The following is a 23,975-nucleotide window of genomic DNA, read 5'->3' on the forward strand; positions in this document are numbered from 1 at the left end:
CATGACTGCACACCCATTCCGCGAAATCGCCTGGAACGGCCTGTGGAAGCAAAACCCCGGCCTCGCGCAGCTCCTCGGCCTGTGCCCGATCCTCGCGATCAGCACCAGCGCGGTGAACGCGGTCAGTCTCGGCCTGGCCACCATCCTGGTGATGTCGGTCGCCAACCTCGCGATCGCAACCCTGCGCAACTTCATCCCCTACGAGATCCGCATCCCGGTGTTCATCCTGGTCATCGCGGCGCTCGTGACCGTGGTCGACCTCACGTTCAACGCCTTCTTCCACGACCTGTACCTGGTGCTGGGCATCTTCATCCCGCTCATCGTCACCAACTGCATCGTGCTCGCGCGTGTCGAGGCCTACGCCGCCAAGAACGATCCGCTCAGTTCCACCTTCGACGGCATCATGATGGGGCTGGGGCTGGTCTGGGTGCTTGGCCTGCTCGGCGCCATCCGCGAACTGCTCGGCGCCGGCACCCTGCTGTCGGGCATCGAGATGGTGATCCCGGGCGCATCGCCGATCAATGTTTTCGGCGACGACTATCCCGGCTTTCTGATCGCCATCCTGCCGCCCGGCGCCTTCTTCGCGCTCGGCATGCTGATCGCTGCCTTCAACGCCATCAACGCCCGCCTGGCCGCGCGCGCGCGCCGCAACCCGCCGCCCGCGCCCACGCCGGCGCCCAAGGCGGAGGAAGGCGCCGAACCGGCTGCGGGTTGACGCCCCGCATGGCATCGATGAAGCGCGAGGCGATCCGCGCGTTTTTCCACCGCCTGCACGAGGCCAACCCGAACCCGCAGACCGAGCTCGAGTACGCCTCGCCCTATCAGCTGCTGGTGGCAGTGGTGCTGTCGGCGCAGGCCACTGACCGGAGTGTCAACCTCGCCACACGCAAGCTGTTCGCGCTCGCGCCCACCCCCGAGGCCATGGTCACGCTCGGCGAGGAAGGCATCGCCGAGTGCATCAAGACCATTGGCCTGTTCCGCAACAAGGCGAAGAACACGCTCGCGCTGTCGCACCTGCTGCTCGAACGCCACGGCGGCGAGGTGCCGGCGACACGCGAGGCGCTCGAAGCCCTGCCCGGCGTTGGCCGCAAGACCGCCAACGTGGTGCTGAACACCGTGTTCCGCCAGCCGGCGATGGCGGTCGATACCCACATCTTCCGCCTCGCCAACCGTACCGGGCTGGCCCCCGGAAAGGACGTGCTGGAGGTCGAGAAGGCCCTGCTGCGGCGCGTGCCGAAGGACTACCTGCTCGACGCCCACCACTGGCTGATCCTGCACGGCCGCTACGTATGCACCGCTCGCAAGCCGAAGTGTGGCGCATGCATCGTGCGCGACCTGTGCCTGTGCCGCGACAAGACCGACTGAAGGTCCATGCGGGCGCCCACGGTCGCGCGACCGCAGCCTTCACCCGCATGAGAACACCCCCGCGCCCGAGGGCGCACGACACCGAGGACACGACATGTTCAACCCCAGCCGAGATCAGGTGCGCAGCTTCTTCATCGACACCTGGCGCAAGGCCCGCGCCCGGGAAGTGCTGACGCCGATGGAAACCATCGCCGCCGACATCATCGCGCTGCACCCCGAGTACCACCCGATCGTCGAGGACCCGGACGCGATCGACCGCGACTTCCCTCCCGAGGCCGGGCAGGTCAATCCCTTCCTCCACCTGTCGCTGCACCTGGCGATCGAGGAGCAGCTCTCGATCGACCAGCCCCCTGGCATCCGCGCCGCCTTCGAAGCCGCCTGCGCACACCGCGGGGATCGCCACCAGGCCATGCACGACGCGCTCGAATGCCTGGGCGAGATGCTGTTCAACGCCCAGCGCAACAACACCCCCCCCGATGGCGCGGCCTACGTCGCTGCCCTGCGCAAGCGTGCCGGACTGGCGCTCTGAGGCTCCGCACCGCGTCGCCCGCAAGTCGCGCGAAGCGCTAGAATGACCGCTTTGGGGCCAATGCACCGCCGCCGCACAGGCTGGCCGCGGTGCCTTACCCCCGGTCCTTTGCCCCACCCTGTTTTCCTCGAAGAATCCCCGCTCCCCAGGAGGTTTCCATGCCCGGTCTGCTGTCCAACGTCGATCCCGATGGCCTGCTCGAATACTCGGTGGTCTACACCGATCGCTCGCTCAACCACATGTCGCAGGCCTTCCAGGGCGTCATGCGCGAGCTGTCCGCGACGCTGAAGACGGTCTATCGCGCCCACGCCGTCGCCATCGTCCCGGGTAGCGGCACCTTCGGCATGGAAGCGGTCGCGCGCCAGTTCGCCACCGGCAAGAAGACCCTGGTGATCCGCAACGGCTGGTTCAGCTACCGCTGGACGCAGATCTTCGAGATGGGGAACATCCCCGCCGAATCCGTGGTGCTCAAGGCGCGCCAGGTACGCGCCGAGGCGCAGGCACCCTTCATCCCGGCGCCGATCGAAGAGGTCGTTGCCGCCATCCGCCAGCACCGCCCCGACGTGGTGTTCGCGCCGCACGTCGAAACCTCGGCCGGCATGATGCTGCCCGACGACTACCTGCGCGCGGTGGCCGACGCCACCCATGAGGTCGGCGGCCTGTTCGTGCTCGACTGCATCGCATCGGGCACCGTGTGGGTGGATATGGACGCAGTCGGCGTCGACGTGCTGGTGAGCGCGCCGCAGAAGGGCTGGAGCGCCTCGCCCTGCTGCGCGATGGTGATGCTCAGCGCCGCCGCACGCGAGCGCATCGAAGGCACCACCAGCACGAGCTTCGCATGCGACCTCAAGAAGTGGCTGCAGATCATGGAAGCCTACGAGGGCGGCGCCCACGCCTACCACGCCACCATGCCCACCGACGGCCTGGTGACGCTGCGCAACGTGATGCGCGAAACCAAGGCCTATGGCTTCGACAAGGTCAAGGAAGAGCAGCTTGAGCTCGGTCGCCGCGTGCGCGCCCTGCTCGAGGCACGCGGCTTCACCAGCGTGGCCGCCGCCGGCTTCCAGGCCCCCGGGGTGGTGGTGAGCTTCACCGCCGACGACGGCATCAAGACCGGCGCCAAGTTCGCCGCGGCCGGTCTGCAGGTCGCTGCCGGCGTGCCGCTCGCGCTCGACGAGCGCCCCGACTACAAGGCCTTCCGCGTCGGCCTCTTCGGCCTCGACAAGCTGCACCATATCGAGCGCAGCGTCGCCACGCTCGAGAAAGCGCTCGATCAGCTCGCCTGATCGGTGCCGCAGCACGCACGCCCGACACCGCCCGCATCCAGGTCCGCCAGGATCGGGCAGTCCGGGCGAGCATCGCCGTGGCAATGCGCAGCGAGCGTGCGCAGGGTATCCACCATCCCCTGCAGTTCCGCAATCTTGCGTTCGAGCGCGGCGACATGTCCGAGCGCGATGCGCTTCACGTCCGCGCTCGCCCGCCCCTGATCGCGCCACAGTGCGAGCAGTTCGCCGATGTCCGCCACCGAGAAACCGAGATCACGCGCACGGCGGATGAAGCGCAACACATGCACCGCCTCGTCGGTGTATGTGCGGTAGCCGGAGTCGGTGCGCCGCGCAGCCGGAAGCAGACCGATCGACTCGTAGTAGCGAATCATCTTCGCCGACACGCCCGATGCGGTGGCGGCCTTGCTGATGTTCATCATGACTCGCCCCCTCAGCCCGCCGCCGCCTCGGCGCTGAAGCGACGTAGCCTCAGCGCGTTGCCGAGCACGAACACGCTCGACATCGACATCGCCGCCGCGGCGAAAACCGGCGACAGCAATAGCCCGAAGGCCGGGTAGAAGGCCCCCGCGGCGAGCGGGATCAGCGCGCTGTTGTAGGCGAAGGCCCAGAACAGGTTCTGGCCGATGTTGCGCATGGTGGCGCGCGACAACGCGATCGCGCGCGGAACGCCCATCAGGTCGCCCGACATCAGCACCACATCGGCGCTCTCGATCGCCACATCGGTGCCGGTGCCGATCGCGATGCCGACATCGGCTTCGGCGAGCGCGGGCGCGTCGTTGATGCCGTCGCCGACGAAGGCAATGCGGCGGCCGGCCGCCTCCCCATCCTCACCGCGCCCAGCCAGCCTGCGCAGCGCCGCCACCTTGCCGTCGGGCAGCACCTCCGCGATCACCTCGTCGATCCCGGCCTGGCGCGCAATCGCGCGCGCGGTGCGTTCGTTGTCGCCGGTGATCATCGCCACCTTCAGGCCCAGCGCATGCAGCGCCTGCACCGCCGCCACCGAGGTCGGCTTGAGCGGATCGGCCACCGCGAGGATGGCCGCCAGGCGACCGTCGATCGCGGCGTAGAGCGGCGACTTGCCCTCGTCGGCGAGGCGAGCCGCGGTGTCGGCAAACACATCGACCTCCAGCCCAAGCCGGCGCATCAGGCGGTCGGCGCCAACCTCGACGCGCAGCCCGGCGACCATCGCGCGCACGCCGTAGCCAGCCTCCGCTTCGAAGCCCTCGGTGGCCGCGATGTCCAGCCCATCCGCGCGCGCAGCGGCAACGATGGCCTCGGCGATCGGATGCTCGGAAGCACGCTCCACCGCTGCCACCCGCGCCAGCACGTCCGCACGCGCGAAGCCCTCGGCCACCACCAGGTCGGTGAGCTGCGGCTTGCCCACGGTGAGCGTGCCGGTCTTGTCCACCGCCACCACGGCCGCATCGCGCAGCAACTGCAGCGCGTCGCCCTTACGGAACAGCACGCCCATCTGTGCCGCGCGCCCGGTGGCGACCATGATCGAGGTTGGCGTCGCCAGCCCCATCGCGCATGGGCAGGCGACGATCAGCACCGCCACCGCATTCACCAGCGCGAAGGTCAGCACCGGCACATCCGCCGGCAGCCAGGCCGCACCGAACAGCAGCCAGGCGAGGAAGGCGAGTGCCGCCAGCACCATCACCACCGGCACGAACACCATGGTGACCCTGTCGACCATGGCCTGGATCGGCAGCTTGGCGCCCTGCGCCGCCTCGACCATGCGGATGATCTGCGCCAGCACCGTGTCCGCCCCGACCCGCGTGGCGCGGAAGGCGAAGGCGCCACGGGCGTTGAGCGTACCGCCGACCACGGTCGCGCCCGCGCGCTTCTCCACCGGCACCGGCTCGCCGGTGATCATCGACTCGTCGACAAACGAAGCCCCCTCGACCACCTCGCCATCGACCGCCACCTTCTCGCCGGGGCGCACCTCGACCACGTCGCCCACCGCCACCTCGGCGATCGGAATCTCCACCACCTCTGCACCTGTCAGCCCGCCCCTGCGCACCCGCGCGGTGCGCGGCTGGATGCGCATCAGGCGGCGGATCGCGTCGCTGGTCTTGCCGCGCGCGCGCGCTTCGAGCAGGCGGCCGATCAGGATCAGGGTGATGATCACCGCCGCGGCCTCGAAATACACATTGACCGTGCCCGCCGGCAGCAGCCCGGGCGCGAACAGGGCCACCACCGAATAGCCCCAGGCCGCCGTGGTGCCCACCGCCACCAGCGCATTCATGTCGGGCGCGCCGCGCAGCAGGGAAGGCACGCCCTTGCGGAAGAAGCGCAGCCCCGGTCCAAACATCACCGCGCTTGTGAGCACGAACTGCAACAGCCAGCTCTCGCGGTGACCGATCGTGGCCATCACCCAATCGTGCATGCCGGGGATCAGGTGCGAGCCCATCTCGAGCACGAACACCGGCAGGGTGAGCGCAAGCGCGATCCACACCGCGCGCCGCAGCGCGGACGCTTCGGCCGCAGCATCGGCTTCACGCGCGTCCTCGCTCACCTCGGTCGCCGGGCGCGCACCGAAGCCCGCCTTCTGCACCGCGGCCACCAAGGCCGCCGTCGGTACGCCGCCGGCGAGCTCGACGTGCGCCTTGCGTGCCGCCAGGTTCACGTTCGCCGTCACCACGCCCGGCACGCGCTGCAGCACCTTCTCGACACGGCCCACGCACGCTGCGCAGCTCATGCCCTCGATGTCGAGTTCCAGCCTGTCGCGCCGCACCGCATAACCGGCCTTCTCCACCGCAGCGATCAGCACCGACAGCGGCACCGAGGCCGGCGCGCGCACGCTTGCCGCCTCGGTGGCCAGATTCACGCTCGCCGCCTGCACGCCCTCGACTTTCAGCAAAGCCTTTTCGACATGTGCCACGCACGAAGCGCAGTTCATGCCGGCGATGTTCAGGGTGCGCTCGACGCCCTTGGCGGGCGCGGCAGTGCTCGTATTCATGGCGGGTCCTTCCCGGGCGTTCAGCAACATGCCCACACTGTAAACCTTGCCAAGATAGGAAGGTCAAGCACGCAGCCGCGCCAGCGCCGATCGGGGTTCTCCGGATCTCAACGAAGCTGCGGCCCGGGTGGCCCCTGCCTGCCCGGGCCGCAAGCCCTCGGCACGCTCAGTTTCGAATCGCCTCGAGCGAAACGGTGATCGTCACCGCGTCCCCTACGTTGGGTGCGTACTTGCCGGCGTTGAACTCGCTGCGCTTGATCACGGCGCTGGCGTTGGCGCCGATGGCGTCCTTCTTCAGCATCGGGTGCGGCATGGTGGCGAAGTGGTTCACGGTCAGTGTCACGGGCCGGGTCACCCCCTTGATGGTCAGCTCACCATCGATCGTGACTGGCTTGTCACCATCGAAAGTGACCTGGGTCGACTTGAAGGTGGCGGTCGGATGCTTGGCAGTATCGAGGAAGTCCTCGCCCTGGATGTGCTCGTTGAAGGTCGCGTAGCCCGTGTTCACCGAGGTCATGTCGATGGTGATGTCGACCGCGCCGGTCTTGGCCGCCTTGTCCAGGGTGACGGTGCCGGAGGTCTTGTCGAACTTCGACACCTGGGTGGACATACCGAAGTGGCTGTAGGAGAAACTCGGGAACGTGTGCGTGGAATCGATGGTGTAGGTTTCGGGCGCCGCCAGTACCGGCGAAGCGGCAGCGACGGAGACGATCAGGGCAGCGGAAAATCGGGCGAAACGGTTCATGGTTCTATCCTCTCTGGGTTGGTTTGGGGTTGGGGTTGGGGTTGGGGTTGGGGTTGGGGTTGGGGTTCGCGTTGCTCTGCGCACGCAATGGACACGCGGTTCACTGGGTCGCCGCAACGATGCGGAACCGGATCACGACCTCGTTGGCGACCACGTCGAAGGCCCTCCAGGCGCCCTCGCCGATCGAGAAGTCACCGCGCTGGATAGTGAGGCTGCCTTCGAACACGCCGGTCTCGCCCTGAGGCGTGAAGCGTGCGGGAACGACCACGTCCCGGGTCGTCCCCTTGATCGTCAGCTTGCCCGCAACCTCGTACTGGTCCGCGCCGAGCGCCCTGACTGCGGTGGATTCGAAACGGGCGGACGGAAAGTCCTGGGTGTTGAACCAGGTCTTGCGTGCGGCCTCCTCATCGCCTTCTTCGCTGCCGGTGTCGATGCTGGCGAGCGCGACTTCGATCAAGGCGCTCGATGCCTCCGGCGCCGCAGGATCGAAGCGCAACTGGCTGGAGAACTGTCTGAAAGCGCCCTCCATCGACACGCCCATCTGCTGGTAGCCGAAGCCGATCTGGCTCTTGTCGGCCTGCACCTGGTTGTATTCCACCGCATGAGCCCCCGAGGTGGCGATGGCGAGGGTCGAAAACAGGGCAAGTGCGATGCGTTTCATGATGTCAGTCCTTTGATGATCGTTTGGAGGGGACAGCCGTCCAGCTCAGTCCGCGCGCTGGCGCAACATTCTGGTCAGCACGTCGTCCTTGTCGATGAAGTGGTGCTTGAGCGAAGCACCGACATGCGCAAGCAGCGTCGCGATCAACAACAGGTTCAGGCTTGCATGCACCGACTGCAGCAGATCGCCGAGCGCCTTGTCCCTGGACAGCAGATCGGGCAGCGGTAGCACCCCGAACCAGACGGTCTGGAAGCCCTTGGCCGAGCTCATCAGCCAGCCGGTCAGCGGGATCGCGAACATCAACACGTACAACAGGAAGTGGCCCGCATGCGCGGCGAAGCGTTCGAGCGGCCCCATGTGCAAGGGAAGTGGCGGCGGGCGGTGGCTTACACGCCAGGCCACGCGCAACAAGACGAGCAGGAACACGCTGACACCCGCCCACTTGTGCCACGAATACAACTGCAGCTTGGCCGGGGAGAGATCCAGCCCGGTCATGTAAAAGCCCAGCCCGAGCATGCCGAAGATCAGCACGGCCAGCAGCCAGTGCAGCGTCTTCGCGGTGGTGGTGTAGTGCGTGTTCATGAGCAGGGTTCCTCGATCGATCCGCGGGGTCTCATCCCCGCGCTATCCATGCATGAACTCTAGTCACTCATGGCGACGGGAAAAAGGCGGTTTTCGACAAAGGTTTATCCCGATCAGTGCAACAATCAGTATTTTCTGATGCCATTGATCACATAAACTCGACCAAAACCTGCCCTGGCAGCGCCCTCGATCAACGATCCACGCGCGTGGCGCCTCCCCGCTCCAACCCCCACTGCTTCGCCAGCGCATACAGCACCGGGATCACCACCAGGGTCAGCACGGTCGAGGACACCATGCCACCGACCATCGGCGCCGCGATGCGGCTCATGACCTCGCTGCCCGTGCCGGTGCCGTAGAGCACAGGCAGCAGGCCGAGAATGACAGTGATCACGGTCATCATCTTGGGCCGCACACGCTCGACGGCGCCCTCCATCACCGCGGCGTAGAGGTCCGCCACGCCCGGCGTCTCGCCCTGCGCGGCACGCTCGGCGCGGATGCGCGCCCAGGCCTGGTCCAGGTAGATCAGCATGATCACGCCGGTCTCGGCAGCCACGCCGGCAAGCGCGATGAAGCCCACCGCCACCGCCACGCTCATCTGGAACCCCATCCACCACATCAGCCACACCCCGCCGATGAGCGCAAAGGGCACCGACAGCATGACGATGAAGGTCTCGGTGAGGCGGCGGAAGTTGAGGTAGAGCAGCAGGAAGATCAGCGCCAGCGTCAGTGGCACGACGATGGCGAGCTTTTCCTTGGCGCGCTCCATGTACTCGAACTGCCCGCTCCACACCGCGTAGTAACCGGGCGGGAAGCGCACCTGCTCGGCCACCGCACGCTGGGCGCGCTCGACGAAGCGGCCGATGTCGGCTTCGCGCGTATCGACATACACGTAGGCGACGAGCGCGGCGTTCTCGGTGCGGATCGCCGGGGCGCCGCGGGTCAGCTTCACCTCGGCGAGCTGGCCAAGGGGCACCGGGCCGAGCCGGGTCGGCACCAGCACCTGGGCGGCGATGCGCTCGGGGTTCTCGCGCAGCGCACGCGGGTAGCGCACGCTGACGTTGTAGCGCTCCAGGCCCTCGACGGTGGTGGTCACCGCCTCGCCACCGAGCGCGGTGGCAACCGTCATCTGCAGGGCATCGATGGTGAGGCCGTGGCGCGCAAGCTGCTCGCGGCGCGGCTCGATATCGACGTAGTAGCCGCCGGCCACGCGCTCGGCGTAGGCGCTGGAGGCGCCCGGCACGTCGCGCACCGCGGCCTCGACCGCCTTCGCCAGTTGCTCCAGGGTGTCGAGGTCCTGGCCGAACACCTTCACCCCCACCGGCGTGCGGATGCCGGTGCTGAGCATGTCGATGCGCGCCTTGATCGGCATGGTCCACGAGTTGGCCAGGCCGGGAAACTTCACCGCGGCGTCCATCTCGGCGATCAGCGCGTCCACCGTCATCCCGGGACGCCACTGGTCATGGGGCTTGAGGTTGATGACGGTTTCGAACATCTCCAGCGGCGCGGGGTCGGTGGCGGTGTTGGCGCGGCCCGCCTTGCCATACACCGACTCCACCTCGGGGAAGGTCTTGAGGATGCGGTTGGTGGTGGCGAGCAGGCGCCCGGCCTCGGTCACCGACATGCCGGGCAGCCCCGCCGGCATGTAGAAGATCGCGCCCTCGTTGAGCGTGGGCATGAACTCGCTGCCGATCTGGCGCGCCGGAATCAGCGTCACCCCCATCGCCACCAGCGCGAGCAGCACGGTGGTGAGCTTGAAGCGCATCACCAGCGCGATCACCGGGCGGTAGAGCCAGATCAGCACGCGGTTGAGCGGGTTGCGATGCTCGGGGACGATCCGGCCGCGTACGAAGAACAGCATCAGCACCGGGACCAGCGTCACCGACAGGAAGGCGGCGCCCGCCATGGCGAGCGTCTTGGTCCACGCCAGCGGCGAGAACAGCCGGCCCTCCTGCCCTTCGAGCGTGAACACCGGCAGGAAGGACACGGTGATGATCAGCAGCGAGAAGAACAGCGCCGGCCCGACCTCGCGACAGGCGTGGATCAGCACTGCGGCGCGCTCGGCCGCGCTGGCGTCCGCACGCAGGGTCTCGAGCCGCTTGTGGGCGTTCTCGATCATCACGATCGCGGCGTCCACCATCGCCCCGATCGCGATCGCGATGCCGCCCAGGCTCATGATGTTCGAGCCGATGCCCAGTATCTGCATGCCGATGAAGGCCACCAGGATGCCCAGCGGCAGGGTCACGATCGCCACCAGCGCGCTGCGCACATGGAGCAGGAAGACGATGCACACCGCGGCGACGATCAGGCTTTCCTCGAAGAGCGTCCATTTGAGGTTCTCGATCGCGCGCTCGATCAGCGTCGAGCGGTCATAGACCGGCACGATCTCCGCGCCCTCCGGCAAGCCGGGGGCAATCTCGGCGATGCGCGCCTTGACGTTGGCGATCACCTCGAGCGCGTTCTCGCCGAAGCGCGCCATGACGATGCCCGAGGCCACCTCGCCCTCGCCGTTGAGCTCGGCGATGCCGCGGCGTTCGGCCGGCACGAGCTCGACACGGCCGATGTCGGCCACCCGCACCGGGGTGCCGGTGCCGCTGGCATCCAGCTTGAGCACGATGTCCTCGATGTCGGCCACGCTGCGCAGGTAGCCGCGGCCGCGCACCATGTACTCGCGCTCGGCAAGCTCGATGACGCGGCCGCCGACGTCGCGGTTGGACTCGCGGATCGCCCGCCCGACCTCGTCGAGCGCGATGCCGTAGCCGGCCAGCCGGTAGGGGTCGACGGTGACCTGGTACTCGCGCACGAAGCCGCCCACGCTCGCCACTTCGGCCACGCCCTCGGCCTGGGTCAGCGGGTAGCGCAGGTACCAGTCCTGGATGCTGCGCGTGTCGGCGAGCGACAGGTCCTTGCCGGCGATGGCGTACTGGTACACCCAGCCCACGCCGGTAGCGTCGGGCCCGATCTGCGGCGCCACGCCGGCGGGCAGGCGCGCGGCGGCGGTGCTGAGGTATTCGAGCACGCGCGAGCGCGCCCAGTAGAGGTCGGTGCCGTCCTCGAAGATCACGTACACGTAGGACGCGCCGAACATCGAGAAGCCGCGCACCACCCGCGCCTTGGGCACCGCCAGCATCGCGGTCGTGAGCGGATAGGTGACCTGGTCCTCGACCACCTGCGGCGCCTGGCCGGGGTAGTCGGTGTAGACGATCACCTGCACGTCGGACAGGTCGGGCAGCGCGTCGAGCGGGGTGTGCTTGATCGCGTAGAGGCCGCCGCCGATCAGGAAGGCGGTGGCCAGCAGCACCAGGAAGGCGTTGCGCGCCGACCAGTCGATGAGGCGATCGAGCCAGCCGGCGTCGGGCGCAGCACCGCCCGCCTGCCCTGCCCGCGACCCGACCAGGGCGTCGTCTGCGCGCTCAGTGCCCGGCATGGTCGTGTCCGCCGGCGTTGGTGTCGGCGCCTGCGTTGGCGTTGGCGTTGGCGTTGGCGTTGGCCGGCGCTGCAGCGCCTGCGCCCGATCCGGGCGGGTGCGCAAGGCGCTCGATGCGCGTCACCACGTACTCACCCGGCCCGCGGTCCTCGAAGCGGAAGCGGATCGGTGCGCCCGCTTCCAGGCCCTCGACCAGCGCCGGGTCGGCGAGGCCGAAATCCATGGTCATTTCCGGCCAGCCGAGCGTGGGGATCGGCTCGTGCGACAGGCTGATCCCGTCCGCGAAGGCCTCCTCGAACACGCCTTCGACCTCGTATGCGGGGTAATCCTGCGGCGCATCACTCAACCCGGCGAGCGCGGCACGGAGCTGGCTCTCGGAGTCGATCAGGAAGTTGGCCGACACCACCACGCGGTCGCCCGCCGCCACGCCGTCGAGCACCTCGACGAACGTGCGTCCGCGCTCGCCCAGGCGCACCGCCACCGGCTCGAAGTGCCCTTCGCCGAGCGCGCGCAGCACGACGCGGCGCTCGCCATCGTCGATCACCGCCGATGCCGGCAGCAGCAGGCCCTCGCGGCTGGCGCCGGGGGCGAAATCGAGCTGGGCGAACATGCCCGGGCGCAGCAGGCCCTCCGGGTTGTCGAGCTCGACGCGTACCGGCGTGCTGCGCGTCCCGGCATTCAGGGTCGGATACACGTAACCCACCCGGCCGGCAAAGCTGCGCCCGGGGACGGCGTCCACCTTCACCTCTACCGCATCGCCCGGCTGCACACGGGCGAGGTCGCGCTCATACACCTCGGCGATCACCCACACCCGCGACAGATCGGCGATGCGGAACAGCGCCTCACCCGCCATGAAACGTGCGCCCTGGGTGGCCAGGCGTTCGAGCACGATGCCGTCGGCAGGCGCGTGCACGGTCTGGCGCGCACCGGTCTGGCCGGCGACCTGCAGGTTGGCGAGCCGTGCGCGGGCAGCGTCGGCCAGCCGCGACGCGGCGGCGCGGGCCTCGGTGTCAGCGGCGCTGTCCTGCAGCAGGCGTTCGGCGATGCGCACCTCCTCGCCGGCCGTCTGCAGCGCCGGGCTCCACGCGGTGGCCATCGGCTGACCGCGGCGCACGACGTCGCCCACGGCGTTGACATGCAGGCGCTCGATCCAGCCCTCGAAACGCGGCGCCACCACCACCTGCGCGCGCTCGTCGATCTCGATGCGGCCCGCGGCGCGCAGCACGCCGTCGAGCGCGCCGCGCATGACCTCGGCGGTGCGCACGCCCAGGGTCTGCATGCGCGCCGGGCTCACCCGCACCACGCCGGCGTCGTCCTGCGCTTCGTCGGCATAGACCGGGATGTAATCCATGCCCATCGAATCCTTCTTCGGCACCGGCGAGGTGTCGGGCAGGCCCATGGGGTTGCGGTAGTACAGGATCTGGCGCTCACCGGGCTGCCCGGCAACTGGCGCTGCAGCCGACTCCGAACCTGCCTGGACACCCACAGCGGACGCATCCGGTTCGAGCGCAGACGGCAGTACGCCGTCGGCCAGGCCGCTGCTCCCCGCCCAGTAGGCCAGCACAGCAACGCCCGACAGTGAAAGTAGCAGCGCCAGCATGGCGACGACGCTGAAACCGCCCGTCTGCCGACGGATGCCGCACGTTTCGCACATGTCGCACATGTCGCACATGTCACGACTCGCGGCGCCAGGGCACTTCGACGCGAATCGCATCTCACGGGCAAGGCCCGAGTCGGAACAGCGCTGCGGGCCGACTGCAGCGTCTGCGTCCACGGCCATATGGTCTGGAATCACTCGATTTCTCCGGAGAGTCGGCCGATCTCGACCAGCGCCAGGCGCGCCTCGGCTTCGGCCTGCAGCAACGCGAACTCGGTGTCGAGCACCTGGCGCTCGGTCATCAGCACGGCTTCGAAAACATCGGTCGAAGACGGCGCACCGGCAGCGAGCGCCGCACGGGCAGCGTCACGCCCGGCGCGGGCCTGTGGCAGCAGGCTGGTGCGCACCAGGCGCAGACGGTCCGTGGCGGATTGCCAGGCAGACCACGCTGTGCCGAGTTCGCCCGCAAGGCGGGTTTCGGTCGCCAACCGGCGCGCGTCGGCGGCCAGACTCAGGGCCGCAGTCTCACGCTCACGCGCGTCGCGAACACCTTGCTGCAGCGGGATCATCACCTCGAACATCAGATCCCAGCTCTCCTGCCCTCCGCGCGGGCGGTTGTAGGTGAGGCCCACGGCGTAGTCGGGCTGGCGCTCGCGGCGGGTGCGTTCGCGCTCGATGCGCGCGGCTTCGACGCCCACGGCCTCGGCCCTTGCCTCGGGATGCGCCTGCCGCACGCGTTTGACGAGACTTGGAAAGTCGAGCTTCGCAGGCAGGGGCGGCGGGTCGTCCGGGAGGGCAAGCGGCGCATCCGGCGTCCGCCCGAGCAGGGCGTTGAGGGCTGCCGCTGCGCCCTCCCTGCGCTGCGCGATGGAGAGCGCGGCAAGGCGTTCGGCAGCGTGGGCACGCTGCGCCTGCAGCACCTCCTGCTGGCTGCCGATGCCATTGCGGTAGCGCGCCAGCGCGCTCTCTTCCACGCTTTTCAGCAGGCGCTGCTGAGCGCCGTTCAGCCTGGCCTCGCGATCAGCCTGCCAGTACCGCAGCCAGACGGCACGCACCTGCGCTTCGAGTGTGCGCCAGGCGGCATCCTGCCCCGCCTCCGCCCGTGCGGCCGCCGTCCGCGCAGCATCGCGCTCCAGGGCGCGCTTGCCCCAGCCGGGCAAGGGCTGCACCACGCGATAGCGGGTCTCGCCGACCTCGCCGGGCAGCAGCGCGGTGTTGCCGCCGCGCATGGTATTAGTGACATCCATCAGTTCCACCTGGAAGCGCGGATCGGGCAGCGCACCGGCGGCGCCGAAGCGCTCGCGCACGGCCTGGGTCTGGTGGCGCTCGGCCGCGAACGCCGGGTTCGTCGTGCGGGCGAGCGCAACCAGCCCTTCCGCGCTCGCACCGGGCGAATCCTGCGCAGCGGCGAGCGGGGACGCGCCCAGGGACACCCCCAGCGACAACAACGCCGCGACACAAACCCGGCGCCACGCGGCACGTGTTGGCCGCCGCGTGGCGCACGCGGTCATGCCTGAAACCGGCAGGATCCCCGCCCCGCATCGCCGCTCCGTCCAGGCCGCGAAAGAAGTGTCCATCCCGAGACCCCGTCAGTCCTGTACGCGGATCTCGCTCGCCGTATAACGGCGCCCGTCCTTGCCGGCGATGAAGCGGACACGATCACCGACCTTCAGGGCCTCGAGCTGGGCCGACTCATCCACCTCGAAGGCCATGGTCATCGGCGGCATGCCGAGGTTCTCCAGCGGGCCATGCGCGATGGTCACGCGCTTGCGCGCAACGTCGAGGCGCTTGACCTCCCCCTCGGAGGGCGCGAACTTCGCCCCGTCCTCGGCCTCCACGATCGCCGGGGTTCCGTGGCCGTGATGGGCATCGTGCCCCTGTGCCGCCCCGGCGCGCGTCGTGGCAAGCGATGCGGCGAGCGCAACCCCGCAGGTGAGCATCACCCACAGCGCAGCCACCGGTCGATGCGCGGCCGCATCCTGAACCGCTGCGTCACGGGAAGGTGCAGATCGCGCACCTGCGTTGAAAGCCCGCGCATGGCGCGCTGCGCCGGCCGGAGGGATGTCGTGATGCATGTGCCTTCTCCTGTTCTCTTCGGTGGGGTTCGGACGGTGGATTCAGGGCCATCGATTCCGCCAATACGAACCGAGTATGGAGAGCGGCGGTCGACCGCCTGCTTACGCGCGCATTACATTCCTGTCAGTTTCGTCCGCCGCGACCGCAGCGAGGCAGAATCACGGCCATGAAGATCCTGATCGTCGAAGATGAACCGAAGACCGGCGACTACCTGCGCCAGGGCCTGATCGAGGCCGGGTTCGTGGTCGACCTCGCGCGCGACGGCGCAGATGGCCTGCATCTGGCACTCACGGGCAGTTACGACCTCATCGTGCTCGACGTGATGCTGCCGACCCTGGACGGCTGGGGCGTGCTGCAGGTGCTGCGCCGCAGCGGCCAGGACGTGCCGGTGCTGTTCCTCACCGCACGCGATCAGGTCGAGGACCGGGTGCGCGGGCTGGAGCTCGGTGCCGACGACTACCTGGTCAAGCCCTTCGCATTCTCCGAACTGCTCGCCCGCGTGCGCACCCTGCTGCGCCGCTCACGCACCAAGGAGCCCGAGCAGTTGCGCGCCGCCGACCTCGAACTCGATCTGCTGCGCCGCCGCGTGAGCCGCGCCGGCCAGCGCATCGAGCTCACCGCCAAGGAATTCGCCCTGCTCGAGTTGCTGCTTCGCCGCCAGGGCGAAGTGCTGCCACGCGCATTGATCGCCTCGCAGGTGTGGGACATGAACTTCGACAGCGACACCAACGTGATCGAGGTTGCGGTGCGGCGGCTGCGCGCCAAGGTGGACGATGCCTTCGAGCCGAAGCTGATCCGCACCGTACGCGGCATGGGATACGTGCTCGAGGCGCCGCCGGAGCATGCGCGCACGATGCGGCCGGAGGGCGCATGAGCTTGCCGCGCAGCCTGTCGCTGACCGCCCGCCTCGCGCTGCTGTTCGCGGCGATGACGGCGAGCCTGCTGATCGTGGTCGGGGTGGTGATCGGGCGCGCGGTGGAGCACCACTTCCACGAACTCGACGATCACGAGCTCGCCGGCAAGCTGACCCTGGTCGGCAACCTGCTGCAGGGCGCGGACCCGGCGCACCCGCTGGACGAACGCCTGCTGCAACTGGACGACGCCTTCGCCGGCCAGGACACGGTGGCGGTGCTGCTGCGCGATGGCGACGGCCGCGTGCTGCATGCGATCCAGCCCCACTTCTTCACCCGCGCCCAACGCGAGGGCGGCGAGTTGCCCGCGGCGAGCACACCCTGGTCGCAGGACGGCCATGAGGTCATCGGCCGGGCGGCGCGCATCACGCTGCCTGAAGGGGCGGCGGAAGGCGGCGCCGTGCTTGCCCTGGTTGCCCTCGACGTTTCTCACCACATCCACTTTCTCGACACCTTGCGCCGCGGCCTGTGGCTGGGCATCTCGGCCGCGGCGATCGCCGCCGCGCTGCTCGGCTGGCTCGCCGCACATCGCGGCCTGGCGCCACTGCGCCGGGTCACCGCCACCGCCGGCCAGCTCTCGGCCGAGCGCCTGGGCGAGCGCCTCGCCGAGGACGACGCGCCTGCCGAGGTGCGCGAGCTGGTGGAAGCCTTCAACGGCATGCTGGCACGACTGGAGGGCTCGTTCCGCCGCCTGTCGGAGTTCTCCGCCGACATCGCGCACGAGCTGCGCACACCGATCTCCAACCTGATGACCCACACCCAGGTGGCGCTTGCGCAGACCCGCAGCAACGAAGAGTACCGCGACGTGCTGGCATCGAACATGGAAGAGTTCGAACGCATCGCGCGCATGGTGGGCGACATGCTGTTTCTAGCGCGCGCCGAGGACGGGCGCCTGCCGCGCGGCGACGAGGCCGTCGCGCTGGAGGCCGAAGCGCACGCCCTGGCCGAGTTCTACGAGGCGCTGGCCGAGGCGCAGCAGGTCAGCCTCACCGTACGGGGCACCGCCAAAGTGCGCGGCGACCGCCTGATGCTGCGCCGCGCACTGTCCAACCTGGTGTCGAACGCGCTGCGCCACACCCCCGCGGGCGGTAGCGTGCGGATTCGCCTGCGCACAACCCACCGCCGCGGCACGCAGGCCGCAGCCGGCGCCGACAGCGCCGCTCAGGAACCCGGCTGCGCCGCGCCGACGGTCGCCGAGATCGAGATCGAGAACGACGGCGAGCCGATCCCGCCCGAACAGCTCGAGCGCATCTTCGACCGTTTCCATCGCGCCAGCGCCAACCGCCGCAGCCATGGCGAAGGTGCGGGGCTCGGCCTGGCGATCACACGCTCGATCGTGCACGCCCACGGCGGACACATCCGCGCACGCTCCGCAGCGGGCACCACGACCTTCAGCATTTTTCTTCCTGCCGAGGCCTCATCCTCGGCGCAGTCCCCGAACCCACAACGAAGCACACAGGAGCCCACCTCATGAGCACCAGCCATTACGACAGGCGCCCCCTGCCGCGCACCCCACTGCGCAGCTTCTTCGCTGCCGCACTTCTCGGCCTCGCCACCCTCTCTCCGGCCCTCGCCGCCGATGAGGAGGTCGTCATGTACAAGGACCCCAACTGCGGCTGCTGCGGCAAATGGGCCGAGCACATGCGTGCGCAAGGTTTCACGGTGAAGGAAGTCGCGAGCCCGCAGATGAGCCTCGTCAAGGAGGAGGCCGGCGTGCCGCAGGCGCTGGGCTCCTGCCACACCGCCCGGGTCGGCGGCTATGTCGTCGAGGGCCACGTCCCCGCCGCCGACGTGCGCCGCATGCTCGACGAAAGGCCGGCCATCACCGGCCTATCGGCACCCGGCATGCCGCTCGGCTCCCCTGGAATGGAAGGCCCCTACCCGGCCGCCCGCTACGACGTGGTCAGCTTCGACGCGCAAGGCAGGACGGCGGTCTTTTCCAGCCACTGAGCGCCGGCTCCCCGGTACACGCGGCCCGAGGCCCTTCACGACGCGGCCCCGCCCGGCCGCCGCTGGACTGCGCAGAGGGCACGACGGGCGCAGCTACGAGGCGGCCCCGGAGGGCCGCACCGTCGGCGCGCGTCTTGCCTCGCGCTGGACGAAACCCAGCTTGATCTCGCGCGCGCGTAGCTGTCCGCAGCCCGCATCCACGTCCTGCCCGGCCGACTGGCGCAGCTTGGTGAGGATGCCGCGGCGATGCAGCGTGCGCGCGATCTCGGCCGCGCGATCGGCACTCGGTCGTCGGTAGGCCAGCCCATCCACGGCATTGAACGGGATCATGTTCATCACCGCGTACTTTCCGGCGAGCAGGCGCACGATGCCCTCGATCTCATCCGCGCCGTCATTGACGCCTTCGATCAGCGTCCATTGGTACTGGATCGGATAGCCGCTGGCGCGCGCCCAGGCCTCGCCGCACTCGACCAGCGTGGCGGGGTCGATGCGCGGCGCACGGGGCAGCAGTTCGGCCCGCAAGTCCGCCTTCGTGGTGTGCAGCGACAGCGCGAGCGCGGGCTTCACCGCCATCTGCGGCAGGCGCTCGAACACGCGTAGGTCGCCTACGGTGGACAGCACCAGGTTCTTGTGCGGCACCGCACCCTCGGTACCGAGCAGCTCGATCGCCTCGACCACTGCGTCAAGGTTGTGCGCCGGCTCGCCCATGCCCATGAACACCACCTTGTGCACCCGGCGGCGCCGGCGTGCCAGCGCCACCTGCGCGACGATTTCGGCGCTGCCGAGCTGGCGCAGCAGGCCGTCCTTGCCCGTCATGCAGAACACGCAGCCCACCGCGCAGCCGAGCTGGGTGGACACGCACAGCCCCTCACGCGGCAGCAACACGCTCTCCACGGTCTGGCCGTCGGCAAGCTCGACCAGCAAGCGCGTACCCTCCTCGCCCGGGTGCTCGGAGCGCACGCGGGCAAGCGCGAGCAGCCCCGCCTCGAGTTCGGGCAGCGCCATCTGCAGGGCCTTGGGCAGGCGATTGGATTCGGTGTGCGGACCGCCATCCAGCGCGCGACCCTGCAGCCAGGCGCGCAGCAGCCGGCCTTCGTGGCTGGGACGGGCGCCAAGCGCGCGCAGGCGCTGGCGAATCTGTTCGACGTTCATGGCGCGCGATGCTAGCACCTCGACCGGCCCCATGTGCGCACGATCGTGCCCGGGGGCGGGACCGCACGACCCGCCCCCCCGGAAACACGGCCCCTGGTGTCCGACCGGAGGCATCCGCCCTCTATAATCGACGCTAACCGTTTCGAGGAAACCTGCATGTCCGATCTGCGCTTCGAAGGCTCACAAGACTACGTCGCCACCCCCGACCTGATGCTCGCGGTCAACGCGGCAATCCGCCTGCAACGACCCCTGCTGATCAAGGGCGAGCCCGGCACCGGCAAGACCATGCTCGCGGAGCAGGTGGCCGCCGCCCTGGGCCTGCCACTGCTGCAGTGGCACATCAAGTCCACCACCAAGGCGCAGCAGGGTCTGTACGAATACGATGCAGTCTCGCGCCTGCGCGACTCGCAGCTCGGCGACGACCGCGTCAAGGACATTGGCAACTACATCGTCAAGGGCGTGCTGTGGCAGGCCTTCGAGGCCGAGCAGCCAACCGTGGTACTCATCGACGAGATCGACAAGGCCGACATCGAGTTCCCCAACGACCTGCTGCGCGAAATCGACCGCATGGAGTTTCATGTGTACGAGACGCGCCAGACCATCCAGGCGCGCCACCGACCCATCGTCTTCATCACCTCGAACAACGAGAAGGAACTGCCCGACGCCTTCCTGCGCCGCTGCTTCTTCCACTACATCCGCTTCCCCGACCGCGACACGATGCAGCGCATCGTGGACGTGCATTTCCCGGGCCTGAAGAAGGCGCTGCTCGCCGAGGCGCTGGAGGTTTTCTTCGGGCTGCGCGACGTCCCCGGACTGAAGAAGAAGCCCAGCACCTCGGAGCTCATCGACTGGCTCAAGCTGCTGGTGGCCGAGGACATCCCGCCCGAGGCGCTGCGCAGCAGCGACGGCCGGACAGCGATTCCGCCGCTGCATGGTGCGCTGCTCAAGAACGAACAGGACATGCACCTGTTCGAACGCCTGGTGTTCATGGCGCGCCACAATCGCTGAGCGGTCCCCCATCGGCGGACCAGCCGCTGCCGACCCGGTACCCGCGGAACGAACCACCATGCTGATCGACTTCTTCCTGCACTTGAAGACACGCAAGCTGCCAGTCTCGACGCGCGAGTTCCTCGCCATGCTCGAGGGCTTGCACGCGCGGGTCTGCGGCCCCTCGCTCGAGGACTTCTACTTCTACGCCCGCACCTGTCTGGTCAAGGACGAGTCCCTGTACGACCGCTTCGACCAGGCTTTCGGCGAATACTTCAAGGGGGCCAGCCAGGCGCCGGGTCTGGAAGCGGAGCTGCCCGAGGAATGGCTGCGCGCCATGGCGAAGAAGCACCTCTCGCCCGAGGAACGCGAAAAGCTGGAAAAGCTCGGCTGGGACAAGCTGATGGAAACGTTCCGCAAGCGCCTCGAAGAGCAGAAGGGGCGCCACCAGGGCGGCAACAAGTGGATCGGCACCGGCGGCAGCTCGCCTTTCGGCAACAGCGGCACCCACCCCGAAGGCATTCGCGTCGGCGGCGAGTCTGCCGGCAACCGCACGGCGGTGAAGGTGTGGGACAAGCGCGAGTTCCGCAACCTCGACGATTCGGTGGAACTGGGTACGCGGAACATCAAGGTCGCACTGCGGCGACTACGCCGCTTCGCCCGCGAGGGTGCCACCGAGGAACTGGACCTGGACGGCACCATCGCCGCAACCGCGCGCAATGCCGGCTGGCTCGACCTGATGATGCGCCCAGAGCGTCACAATGCGGTGAAGGTGCTGCTGTTCCTGGATGTGGGCGGCTCGATGGACGACCACATCAAGGTGTGCGAAGAGCTGTTTTCCGCCTGCCGGCTGGAGTTCAAGCATCTCGAGTACTTCTATTTCCACAACTGCGTGTATGAGGGCGTGTGGCGCGACAACCATCGGCGCCATTCCGAACGCACCGCACTGCTCGACGTGATCCACAAGTACGGGTCGGACTACAAGCTGATCTTCGTTGGCGACGCGACCATGAGCCCGTATGAGATCCTGCATCCGCACGGCTCGGTCGAGCACATGAACAGCGAGGCCGGCGCCACCTGGCTGCGCCGCCTGCTCGACGCCTACCCGGCCGCGGCCTGGCTGAACCCCGAGCCCGAGCGTCTGTGGCCCTACCGCAAGTCCATCGAGCTCATCCAGCAGATCATGGGCGCGCGCATGTATCCGCTCACGCTGGATGGCATCGGGCGTGCAATGCAGAACCTGTCGAAGAAGCACTGACCACGCGCAATACAGGCAAAAAGAGAGCGACCCATCGGGTCGCTCCAACTGCTGTCCGCATCAGTGCAAGAACACCAAGGGAACACGTTCGCCCGGCCCGCCCACGGGGCCGGCCGAGTGTCATTCAGTAAAGGGCAGCGGCTGCATGCCGAAGCCGTCGTCGAGGTTCTTGATCTGGCGGAGAAGCTTGTCCAGTTCGCTCTGCAGGCTGACCAGCCCTTCCTCGTCCATCAGGCGCAAGGCTTCGGGTAGTACGCCCCGTGCGGGAGAAGGCGCTCTGGTGAGCAAGGCGTTGCCTTCCTCGGTCAGATAGAGCCGCACCACGCGCTGATCCGCGCTCGTGCGCTGCTTGCGCAGCAGACCCGCGGTTTCCAGCCGATCGACCATGTTCGAGGTCGTCGATTGGTGCAGCGCCATACGATTCGCCAACTCACCCACGCGCAAGCCATCGGACTCGCGGAGTTCCTGCAAAGCCCAAAGCTGTGCACCTGTAACGCCACTCTGCCGCTCTATCCACTGCGAGTGCCGCTGCGCCGTGCGGATCAGGATCCTGAAACGTTGCAGCACGGACAACGGGGTTGCCGGCAGCGCCGGCTTCTTCACTTTCTGTTGCGATTCCGCCATTTGAATCTCGTGGAAACTATATTTGTTCAAAGCTTCATTGTCAAAAAAACATCACAGCGTGCAGCGGCAGCTATGGTAGCGGTATCGTTCACCTTGCGCATGTGCAACATTGCAAAAAAACAAACGTTTCCGCGCCCGGCACACCCCGAACCCCGGAAGCGCTGAACCGCCGCCAGGCACCCGATGACGATCGAACCCACACCCGAAACAAGCAGTCGTACAACCCCGCGCAAGCCTGGCCGCTGGGCGCCCGCCCGCCTGCTGCGCGGCGGAAGACGCTACTTCCTTCCCTGGCTCTCACTGCGGCGCTGGCGGGTCCGCCTGTTGCTCGTCGGCGCAGCACTGTTCGCCGGGCTGATCGCGATCGCGTTCGCGATTGGGGCCGAACTCGCAATCGCCACGCACGCATCGATCATCGGCGAGCACCCGTGGCTCACGCTGCTGATCGCCCCCGGCGGCTTCGCCGCGCTCGCCTGGATCTCCTTCCGCCTGTTCCCCGGGACCGAGGGCAGCGGCATCCCGCAGGCAATCGCCGCATCGGCATCCGACGACGGACGGGTGCGGCGCAAGCTGCTTTCGCTGCGCATCGCGATCGCCAAGGTCTTCCTGACCTTGGGCGGCCTGCTCAGCGGCGCATCCATCGGCCGCGAGGGGCCTTCGGTGCAGATCGGCGCCTCGGTGATGCTTCTGCTGTCGAGCCGGAAGCGGCGGCGGCGCATCGCGTCGAGCCGCGACCTGATCGTCGCCGGCAGCGGCGCCGGCATCGCGGCTGCATTCAACACCCCGCTCGGCGGCATCATGTTCGCGATCGAGGAGATGTGCCGCTACCACGCTTTCCGCGCCAACAGCACCACTCTTACCGCAGTCATCTTCGCCGGTCTGATGTCGCTCGCAGTGCTCGGCAACTACACCTACTTCGGCCGCACACTGGCGGCCATCGGCTGGCCGGACGGCATCTGGCCCGTGCTGGCCTGCGGCGTTGCAGGCGGGCTGCTGGGCGGCATCTTCACGCGCGTGCTGATCGCAAGCGCGCGCGGGCTGCCCGGACGTCTGGGGCTCATCGCGCGCACCCGCCCGGTGGCCTTCGCCGGCATGTGCGGCCTGCTGACGGCCTTGATCGGCCTGGCAAGTGGCGGACTGACCTACGGTACCGGCTACGCCGAATCCAAGGCCGCCCTCGAAGGCAGCGCGGCCCTGCCGGTCGCCTTCACGCTGATGAAGATGGCGGTGATCTGGCTGGTCTTCGTTTCCCGCATTCCGGGCGGCATATTCGCGCCTGCACTCGCAGTGGGCGCCGGCCTGGGGTCAGACGTCGCGCTGCTGCTGCCCGGCGAGCCCGACCCGGCGATCCTGGTGCTGGGTATGGTGGCCTTCCTCGCTGCGATGACGCAGGCCCCGATTACATCCTTCGTGATCGTCATGGAGATGACCGCGAACCACCAGATGCTGCTGCCGCTGATGGCGACCGCAGTGGTCGCACACAGCGTTTCACGTTCGGTCGCGCCCGTGCCGCTGTATCACGCGCTCTCGCACGCATGGCTGCGCAAGGCGCACCGGCAGGTGGAAGCCGCCGCTGCAGGACAAGCCGCGCAGAGCAGCGCCGCGGCAGCCACCGGGCGGGATGGCGCAGCCGCAGCGGCCAAGTCGACGCCGGAGCCGGTTTCCATCGAGTCAGGCACGGCGCCCGAGCCGAGCACTGTGACAGAAACTGCACTGCCTGCCGAGGAGACGCCTGTCCCCGACGCGCCGAACGCGGTGGCAGCGACACCCGATGCCCCCCTTGCGCCCGATGCGCCAGCGCCCGGCGGCCGGCCCGACGCCACCACCTGAATGCACAAGGGTGGCCACCTTCCGGCGCGCCGCCCC

General features: G+C 68.5%; 21 protein-coding genes. 10 read left to right on the top strand and 11 right to left on the bottom strand.

The features are described from left to right. Window position 1: 1 nt before the first annotated feature. The 4 genes from ACNKW1_RS04440 to ACNKW1_RS04455 all read left to right on the top strand — a co-directional run bounded on the left by ACNKW1_RS04440 (window position 2) and on the right by ACNKW1_RS04455 (window position 3,180). Window positions 2-715, top strand: coding sequence for an electron transport complex subunit E (locus tag ACNKW1_RS04440; protein ID WP_418363395.1), 714 nt, complete (start codon window positions 2-4; stop codon window positions 713-715). A 17-nt stretch (window positions 716-732) separates the two neighbouring features. Then, window positions 733-1,365, top strand: a complete 633-nt coding sequence (gene nth, locus ACNKW1_RS04445) for an endonuclease III (RefSeq protein ID WP_418363769.1) — start codon at window positions 733-735, stop codon at window positions 1,363-1,365. Window positions 1,366-1,459: 94 nt separating this feature from the next. After that, window positions 1,460-1,894: a DUF1841 family protein gene (locus tag ACNKW1_RS04450; RefSeq protein WP_418363396.1), complete on the top strand. Its 435-nt coding sequence runs from the start codon at window positions 1,460-1,462 to the stop codon at window positions 1,892-1,894. A gap of 158 nt (window positions 1,895-2,052) precedes the next feature. Then, window positions 2,053-3,180 carry an aminotransferase class V-fold PLP-dependent enzyme gene (locus tag ACNKW1_RS04455; RefSeq protein ID WP_418363397.1) on the top strand — a complete coding sequence of 376 codons (1,128 nt, stop codon included), beginning with the start codon at window positions 2,053-2,055 and terminating at the stop codon, window positions 3,178-3,180. Here the strand turns inward: ACNKW1_RS04455 and cueR are convergent. The 9 genes from cueR to ACNKW1_RS04500 all read right to left on the bottom strand — a co-directional run bounded on the left by cueR (window position 3,168) and on the right by ACNKW1_RS04500 (window position 15,226). Next, window positions 3,168-3,596: a Cu(I)-responsive transcriptional regulator gene (gene cueR, locus ACNKW1_RS04460; protein ID WP_418363770.1), complete on the bottom strand. Its 429-nt coding sequence runs from the start codon at window positions 3,594-3,596 to the stop codon at window positions 3,168-3,170. The two genes, ACNKW1_RS04455 and cueR, sit on opposite strands and share 13 nt — an antisense overlap. 14 nt (window positions 3,597-3,610) lie before the next feature. Then, the gene (locus ACNKW1_RS04465; protein ID WP_418363398.1) at window positions 3,611-6,142 is read right to left on the bottom strand and encodes a heavy metal translocating P-type ATPase; all 2,532 of its coding nucleotides are present in this window, start codon (window positions 6,140-6,142) and stop codon (window positions 3,611-3,613) included. Between the two features lie 166 nt (window positions 6,143-6,308). After that, the gene (locus ACNKW1_RS04470; RefSeq protein WP_418363399.1) at window positions 6,309-6,887 is read right to left on the bottom strand and encodes a YceI family protein; all 579 of its coding nucleotides are present in this window, start codon (window positions 6,885-6,887) and stop codon (window positions 6,309-6,311) included. A gap of 100 nt (window positions 6,888-6,987) precedes the next feature. Continuing rightward, on the bottom strand, window positions 6,988-7,548 hold the full coding sequence (locus ACNKW1_RS04475; protein WP_418363400.1) for a YceI family protein: 561 nt from the start codon (window positions 7,546-7,548) through the stop codon (window positions 6,988-6,990). Window positions 7,549-7,593: 45 nt separating this feature from the next. Then, on the bottom strand, window positions 7,594-8,130 hold the full coding sequence (locus ACNKW1_RS04480; protein WP_418363401.1) for a cytochrome b: 537 nt from the start codon (window positions 8,128-8,130) through the stop codon (window positions 7,594-7,596). 190 nt (window positions 8,131-8,320) lie between these two features. Further along, the gene (locus ACNKW1_RS04485; protein ID WP_418363402.1) at window positions 8,321-11,554 is read right to left on the bottom strand and encodes an efflux RND transporter permease subunit; all 3,234 of its coding nucleotides are present in this window, start codon (window positions 11,552-11,554) and stop codon (window positions 8,321-8,323) included. After that, window positions 11,541-13,154: an efflux RND transporter periplasmic adaptor subunit gene (locus ACNKW1_RS04490; protein WP_418363771.1), complete on the bottom strand. Its 1,614-nt coding sequence runs from the start codon at window positions 13,152-13,154 to the stop codon at window positions 11,541-11,543. Before ACNKW1_RS04490 ends, ACNKW1_RS04485 begins: the two co-directional genes overlap by 14 nt. Before the next feature lie 191 nt (window positions 13,155-13,345). After that, window positions 13,346-14,662 carry a TolC family protein gene (locus ACNKW1_RS04495; protein WP_418363403.1) on the bottom strand — a complete coding sequence of 439 codons (1,317 nt, stop codon included), beginning with the start codon at window positions 14,660-14,662 and terminating at the stop codon, window positions 13,346-13,348. Window positions 14,663-14,740: 78 nt separating this feature from the next. Continuing rightward, window positions 14,741-15,226 (bottom strand): copper-binding protein, encoded by a 486-nt coding sequence (locus tag ACNKW1_RS04500; protein WP_418363404.1) that lies wholly within the window; start codon window positions 15,224-15,226, stop codon window positions 14,741-14,743. A 167-nt stretch (window positions 15,227-15,393) separates the two neighbouring features. Here ACNKW1_RS04500 and ACNKW1_RS04505 point away from each other — a divergent pair, with 167 nt between their 5' ends. From ACNKW1_RS04505 to ACNKW1_RS04515, 3 genes are read left to right on the top strand one after another with little or no spacing between them, the layout of a single operon-like run. Next, complete coding sequence (locus ACNKW1_RS04505; protein WP_418363405.1) at window positions 15,394-16,101, top strand: heavy metal response regulator transcription factor; 708 nt, start codon at window positions 15,394-15,396, stop codon at window positions 16,099-16,101. Then, window positions 16,098-17,612 (top strand): heavy metal sensor histidine kinase, encoded by a 1,515-nt coding sequence (locus tag ACNKW1_RS04510; protein WP_418363406.1) that lies wholly within the window; start codon window positions 16,098-16,100, stop codon window positions 17,610-17,612. The genes ACNKW1_RS04505 and ACNKW1_RS04510 overlap by 4 nt, the downstream gene beginning before the upstream one ends. Next, the gene (locus ACNKW1_RS04515) at window positions 17,609-18,088 is read left to right on the top strand and encodes a DUF411 domain-containing protein (protein ID WP_418363407.1); all 480 of its coding nucleotides are present in this window, start codon (window positions 17,609-17,611) and stop codon (window positions 18,086-18,088) included. Before ACNKW1_RS04510 ends, ACNKW1_RS04515 begins: the two co-directional genes overlap by 4 nt. Before the next feature lie 93 nt (window positions 18,089-18,181). Here the strand turns inward: ACNKW1_RS04515 and ACNKW1_RS04520 are convergent, their stop codons facing one another. Continuing rightward, window positions 18,182-19,240: an RNA methyltransferase gene (locus tag ACNKW1_RS04520; protein ID WP_418363408.1), complete on the bottom strand. Its 1,059-nt coding sequence runs from the start codon at window positions 19,238-19,240 to the stop codon at window positions 18,182-18,184. Window positions 19,241-19,396: 156 nt separating this feature from the next. Between ACNKW1_RS04520 and ACNKW1_RS04525 the strand changes: the two genes are divergently transcribed. Both ACNKW1_RS04525 and ACNKW1_RS04530 read left to right on the top strand, forming a co-directional pair. Then, window positions 19,397-20,248 carry an AAA family ATPase gene (locus ACNKW1_RS04525; RefSeq protein ID WP_418363409.1) on the top strand — a complete coding sequence of 284 codons (852 nt, stop codon included), beginning with the start codon at window positions 19,397-19,399 and terminating at the stop codon, window positions 20,246-20,248. A gap of 58 nt (window positions 20,249-20,306) precedes the next feature. Continuing rightward, entirely contained in the window at window positions 20,307-21,485 is a 1,179-nt protein-coding gene (locus tag ACNKW1_RS04530) for a vWA domain-containing protein (RefSeq protein WP_418363410.1), read from the top strand. 120 nt (window positions 21,486-21,605) lie between these two features. On the opposite strand, the gene ACNKW1_RS04535 is transcribed toward ACNKW1_RS04530, so the two are convergent. After that, a complete protein-coding gene (locus ACNKW1_RS04535) occupies window positions 21,606-22,109 on the bottom strand; it encodes a MarR family winged helix-turn-helix transcriptional regulator (RefSeq protein WP_418363411.1) in 504 nt (167 codons plus the stop codon). Between the two features lie 183 nt (window positions 22,110-22,292). On the opposite strand from ACNKW1_RS04535, the gene ACNKW1_RS04540 reads away from it, so the two are divergent. Beyond that, window positions 22,293-23,939, top strand: a complete 1,647-nt coding sequence (locus tag ACNKW1_RS04540) for a chloride channel protein (RefSeq protein ID WP_418363412.1) — start codon at window positions 22,293-22,295, stop codon at window positions 23,937-23,939. The last annotated feature ends 36 nt before the right edge of the window (window positions 23,940-23,975 follow it).

This window comes from Thauera sp. WH-2 (genome assembly GCF_048321015.1).
In the GTDB taxonomy this organism is placed as follows: domain Bacteria; phylum Pseudomonadota; class Gammaproteobacteria; order Burkholderiales; family Rhodocyclaceae; genus Thauera.

Bases quoted from the DNA above. Each gene is read 5' to 3' on its own strand.
- ACNKW1_RS04440 (WP_418363395.1), top strand. From the start codon at position 2: ATGACTGCACACCCATTCCGCGAAATCGCCTGGAACGGCCTGTGGAAG.
- nth (WP_418363769.1), top strand. From the start codon at position 733: ATGAAGCGCGAGGCGATCCGCGCGTTTTTCCACCGCCTGCACGAGGCC.
- ACNKW1_RS04450 (WP_418363396.1), top strand. From the start codon at position 1,460: ATGTTCAACCCCAGCCGAGATCAGGTGCGCAGCTTCTTCATCGACACC.
- ACNKW1_RS04455 (WP_418363397.1), top strand. From the start codon at position 2,053: ATGCCCGGTCTGCTGTCCAACGTCGATCCCGATGGCCTGCTCGAATAC.
- cueR (WP_418363770.1), bottom strand. From the start codon at position 3,596: ATGAACATCAGCAAGGCCGCCACCGCATCGGGCGTGTCGGCGAAGATG.
- ACNKW1_RS04465 (WP_418363398.1), bottom strand. From the start codon at position 6,142: ATGAATACGAGCACTGCCGCGCCCGCCAAGGGCGTCGAGCGCACCCTG.
- ACNKW1_RS04470 (WP_418363399.1), bottom strand. From the start codon at position 6,887: ATGAACCGTTTCGCCCGATTTTCCGCTGCCCTGATCGTCTCCGTCGCT.
- ACNKW1_RS04475 (WP_418363400.1), bottom strand. From the start codon at position 7,548: ATGAAACGCATCGCACTTGCCCTGTTTTCGACCCTCGCCATCGCCACC.
- ACNKW1_RS04480 (WP_418363401.1), bottom strand. From the start codon at position 8,130: ATGAACACGCACTACACCACCACCGCGAAGACGCTGCACTGGCTGCTG.
- ACNKW1_RS04485 (WP_418363402.1), bottom strand. From the start codon at position 11,554: ATGCCGGGCACTGAGCGCGCAGACGACGCCCTGGTCGGGTCGCGGGCA.
- ACNKW1_RS04490 (WP_418363771.1), bottom strand. From the start codon at position 13,154: ATGCTGGCGCTGCTACTTTCACTGTCGGGCGTTGCTGTGCTGGCCTAC.
- ACNKW1_RS04495 (WP_418363403.1), bottom strand. From the start codon at position 14,662: ATGACCGCGTGCGCCACGCGGCGGCCAACACGTGCCGCGTGGCGCCGG.
- ACNKW1_RS04500 (WP_418363404.1), bottom strand. From the start codon at position 15,226: ATGCATCACGACATCCCTCCGGCCGGCGCAGCGCGCCATGCGCGGGCT.
- ACNKW1_RS04505 (WP_418363405.1), top strand. From the start codon at position 15,394: ATGAAGATCCTGATCGTCGAAGATGAACCGAAGACCGGCGACTACCTG.
- ACNKW1_RS04510 (WP_418363406.1), top strand. From the start codon at position 16,098: ATGAGCTTGCCGCGCAGCCTGTCGCTGACCGCCCGCCTCGCGCTGCTG.
- ACNKW1_RS04515 (WP_418363407.1), top strand. From the start codon at position 17,609: ATGAGCACCAGCCATTACGACAGGCGCCCCCTGCCGCGCACCCCACTG.
- ACNKW1_RS04520 (WP_418363408.1), bottom strand. From the start codon at position 19,240: ATGAACGTCGAACAGATTCGCCAGCGCCTGCGCGCGCTTGGCGCCCGT.
- ACNKW1_RS04525 (WP_418363409.1), top strand. From the start codon at position 19,397: ATGTCCGATCTGCGCTTCGAAGGCTCACAAGACTACGTCGCCACCCCC.
- ACNKW1_RS04530 (WP_418363410.1), top strand. From the start codon at position 20,307: ATGCTGATCGACTTCTTCCTGCACTTGAAGACACGCAAGCTGCCAGTC.
- ACNKW1_RS04535 (WP_418363411.1), bottom strand. From the start codon at position 22,109: ATGGCGGAATCGCAACAGAAAGTGAAGAAGCCGGCGCTGCCGGCAACC.
- ACNKW1_RS04540 (WP_418363412.1), top strand. From the start codon at position 22,293: ATGACGATCGAACCCACACCCGAAACAAGCAGTCGTACAACCCCGCGC.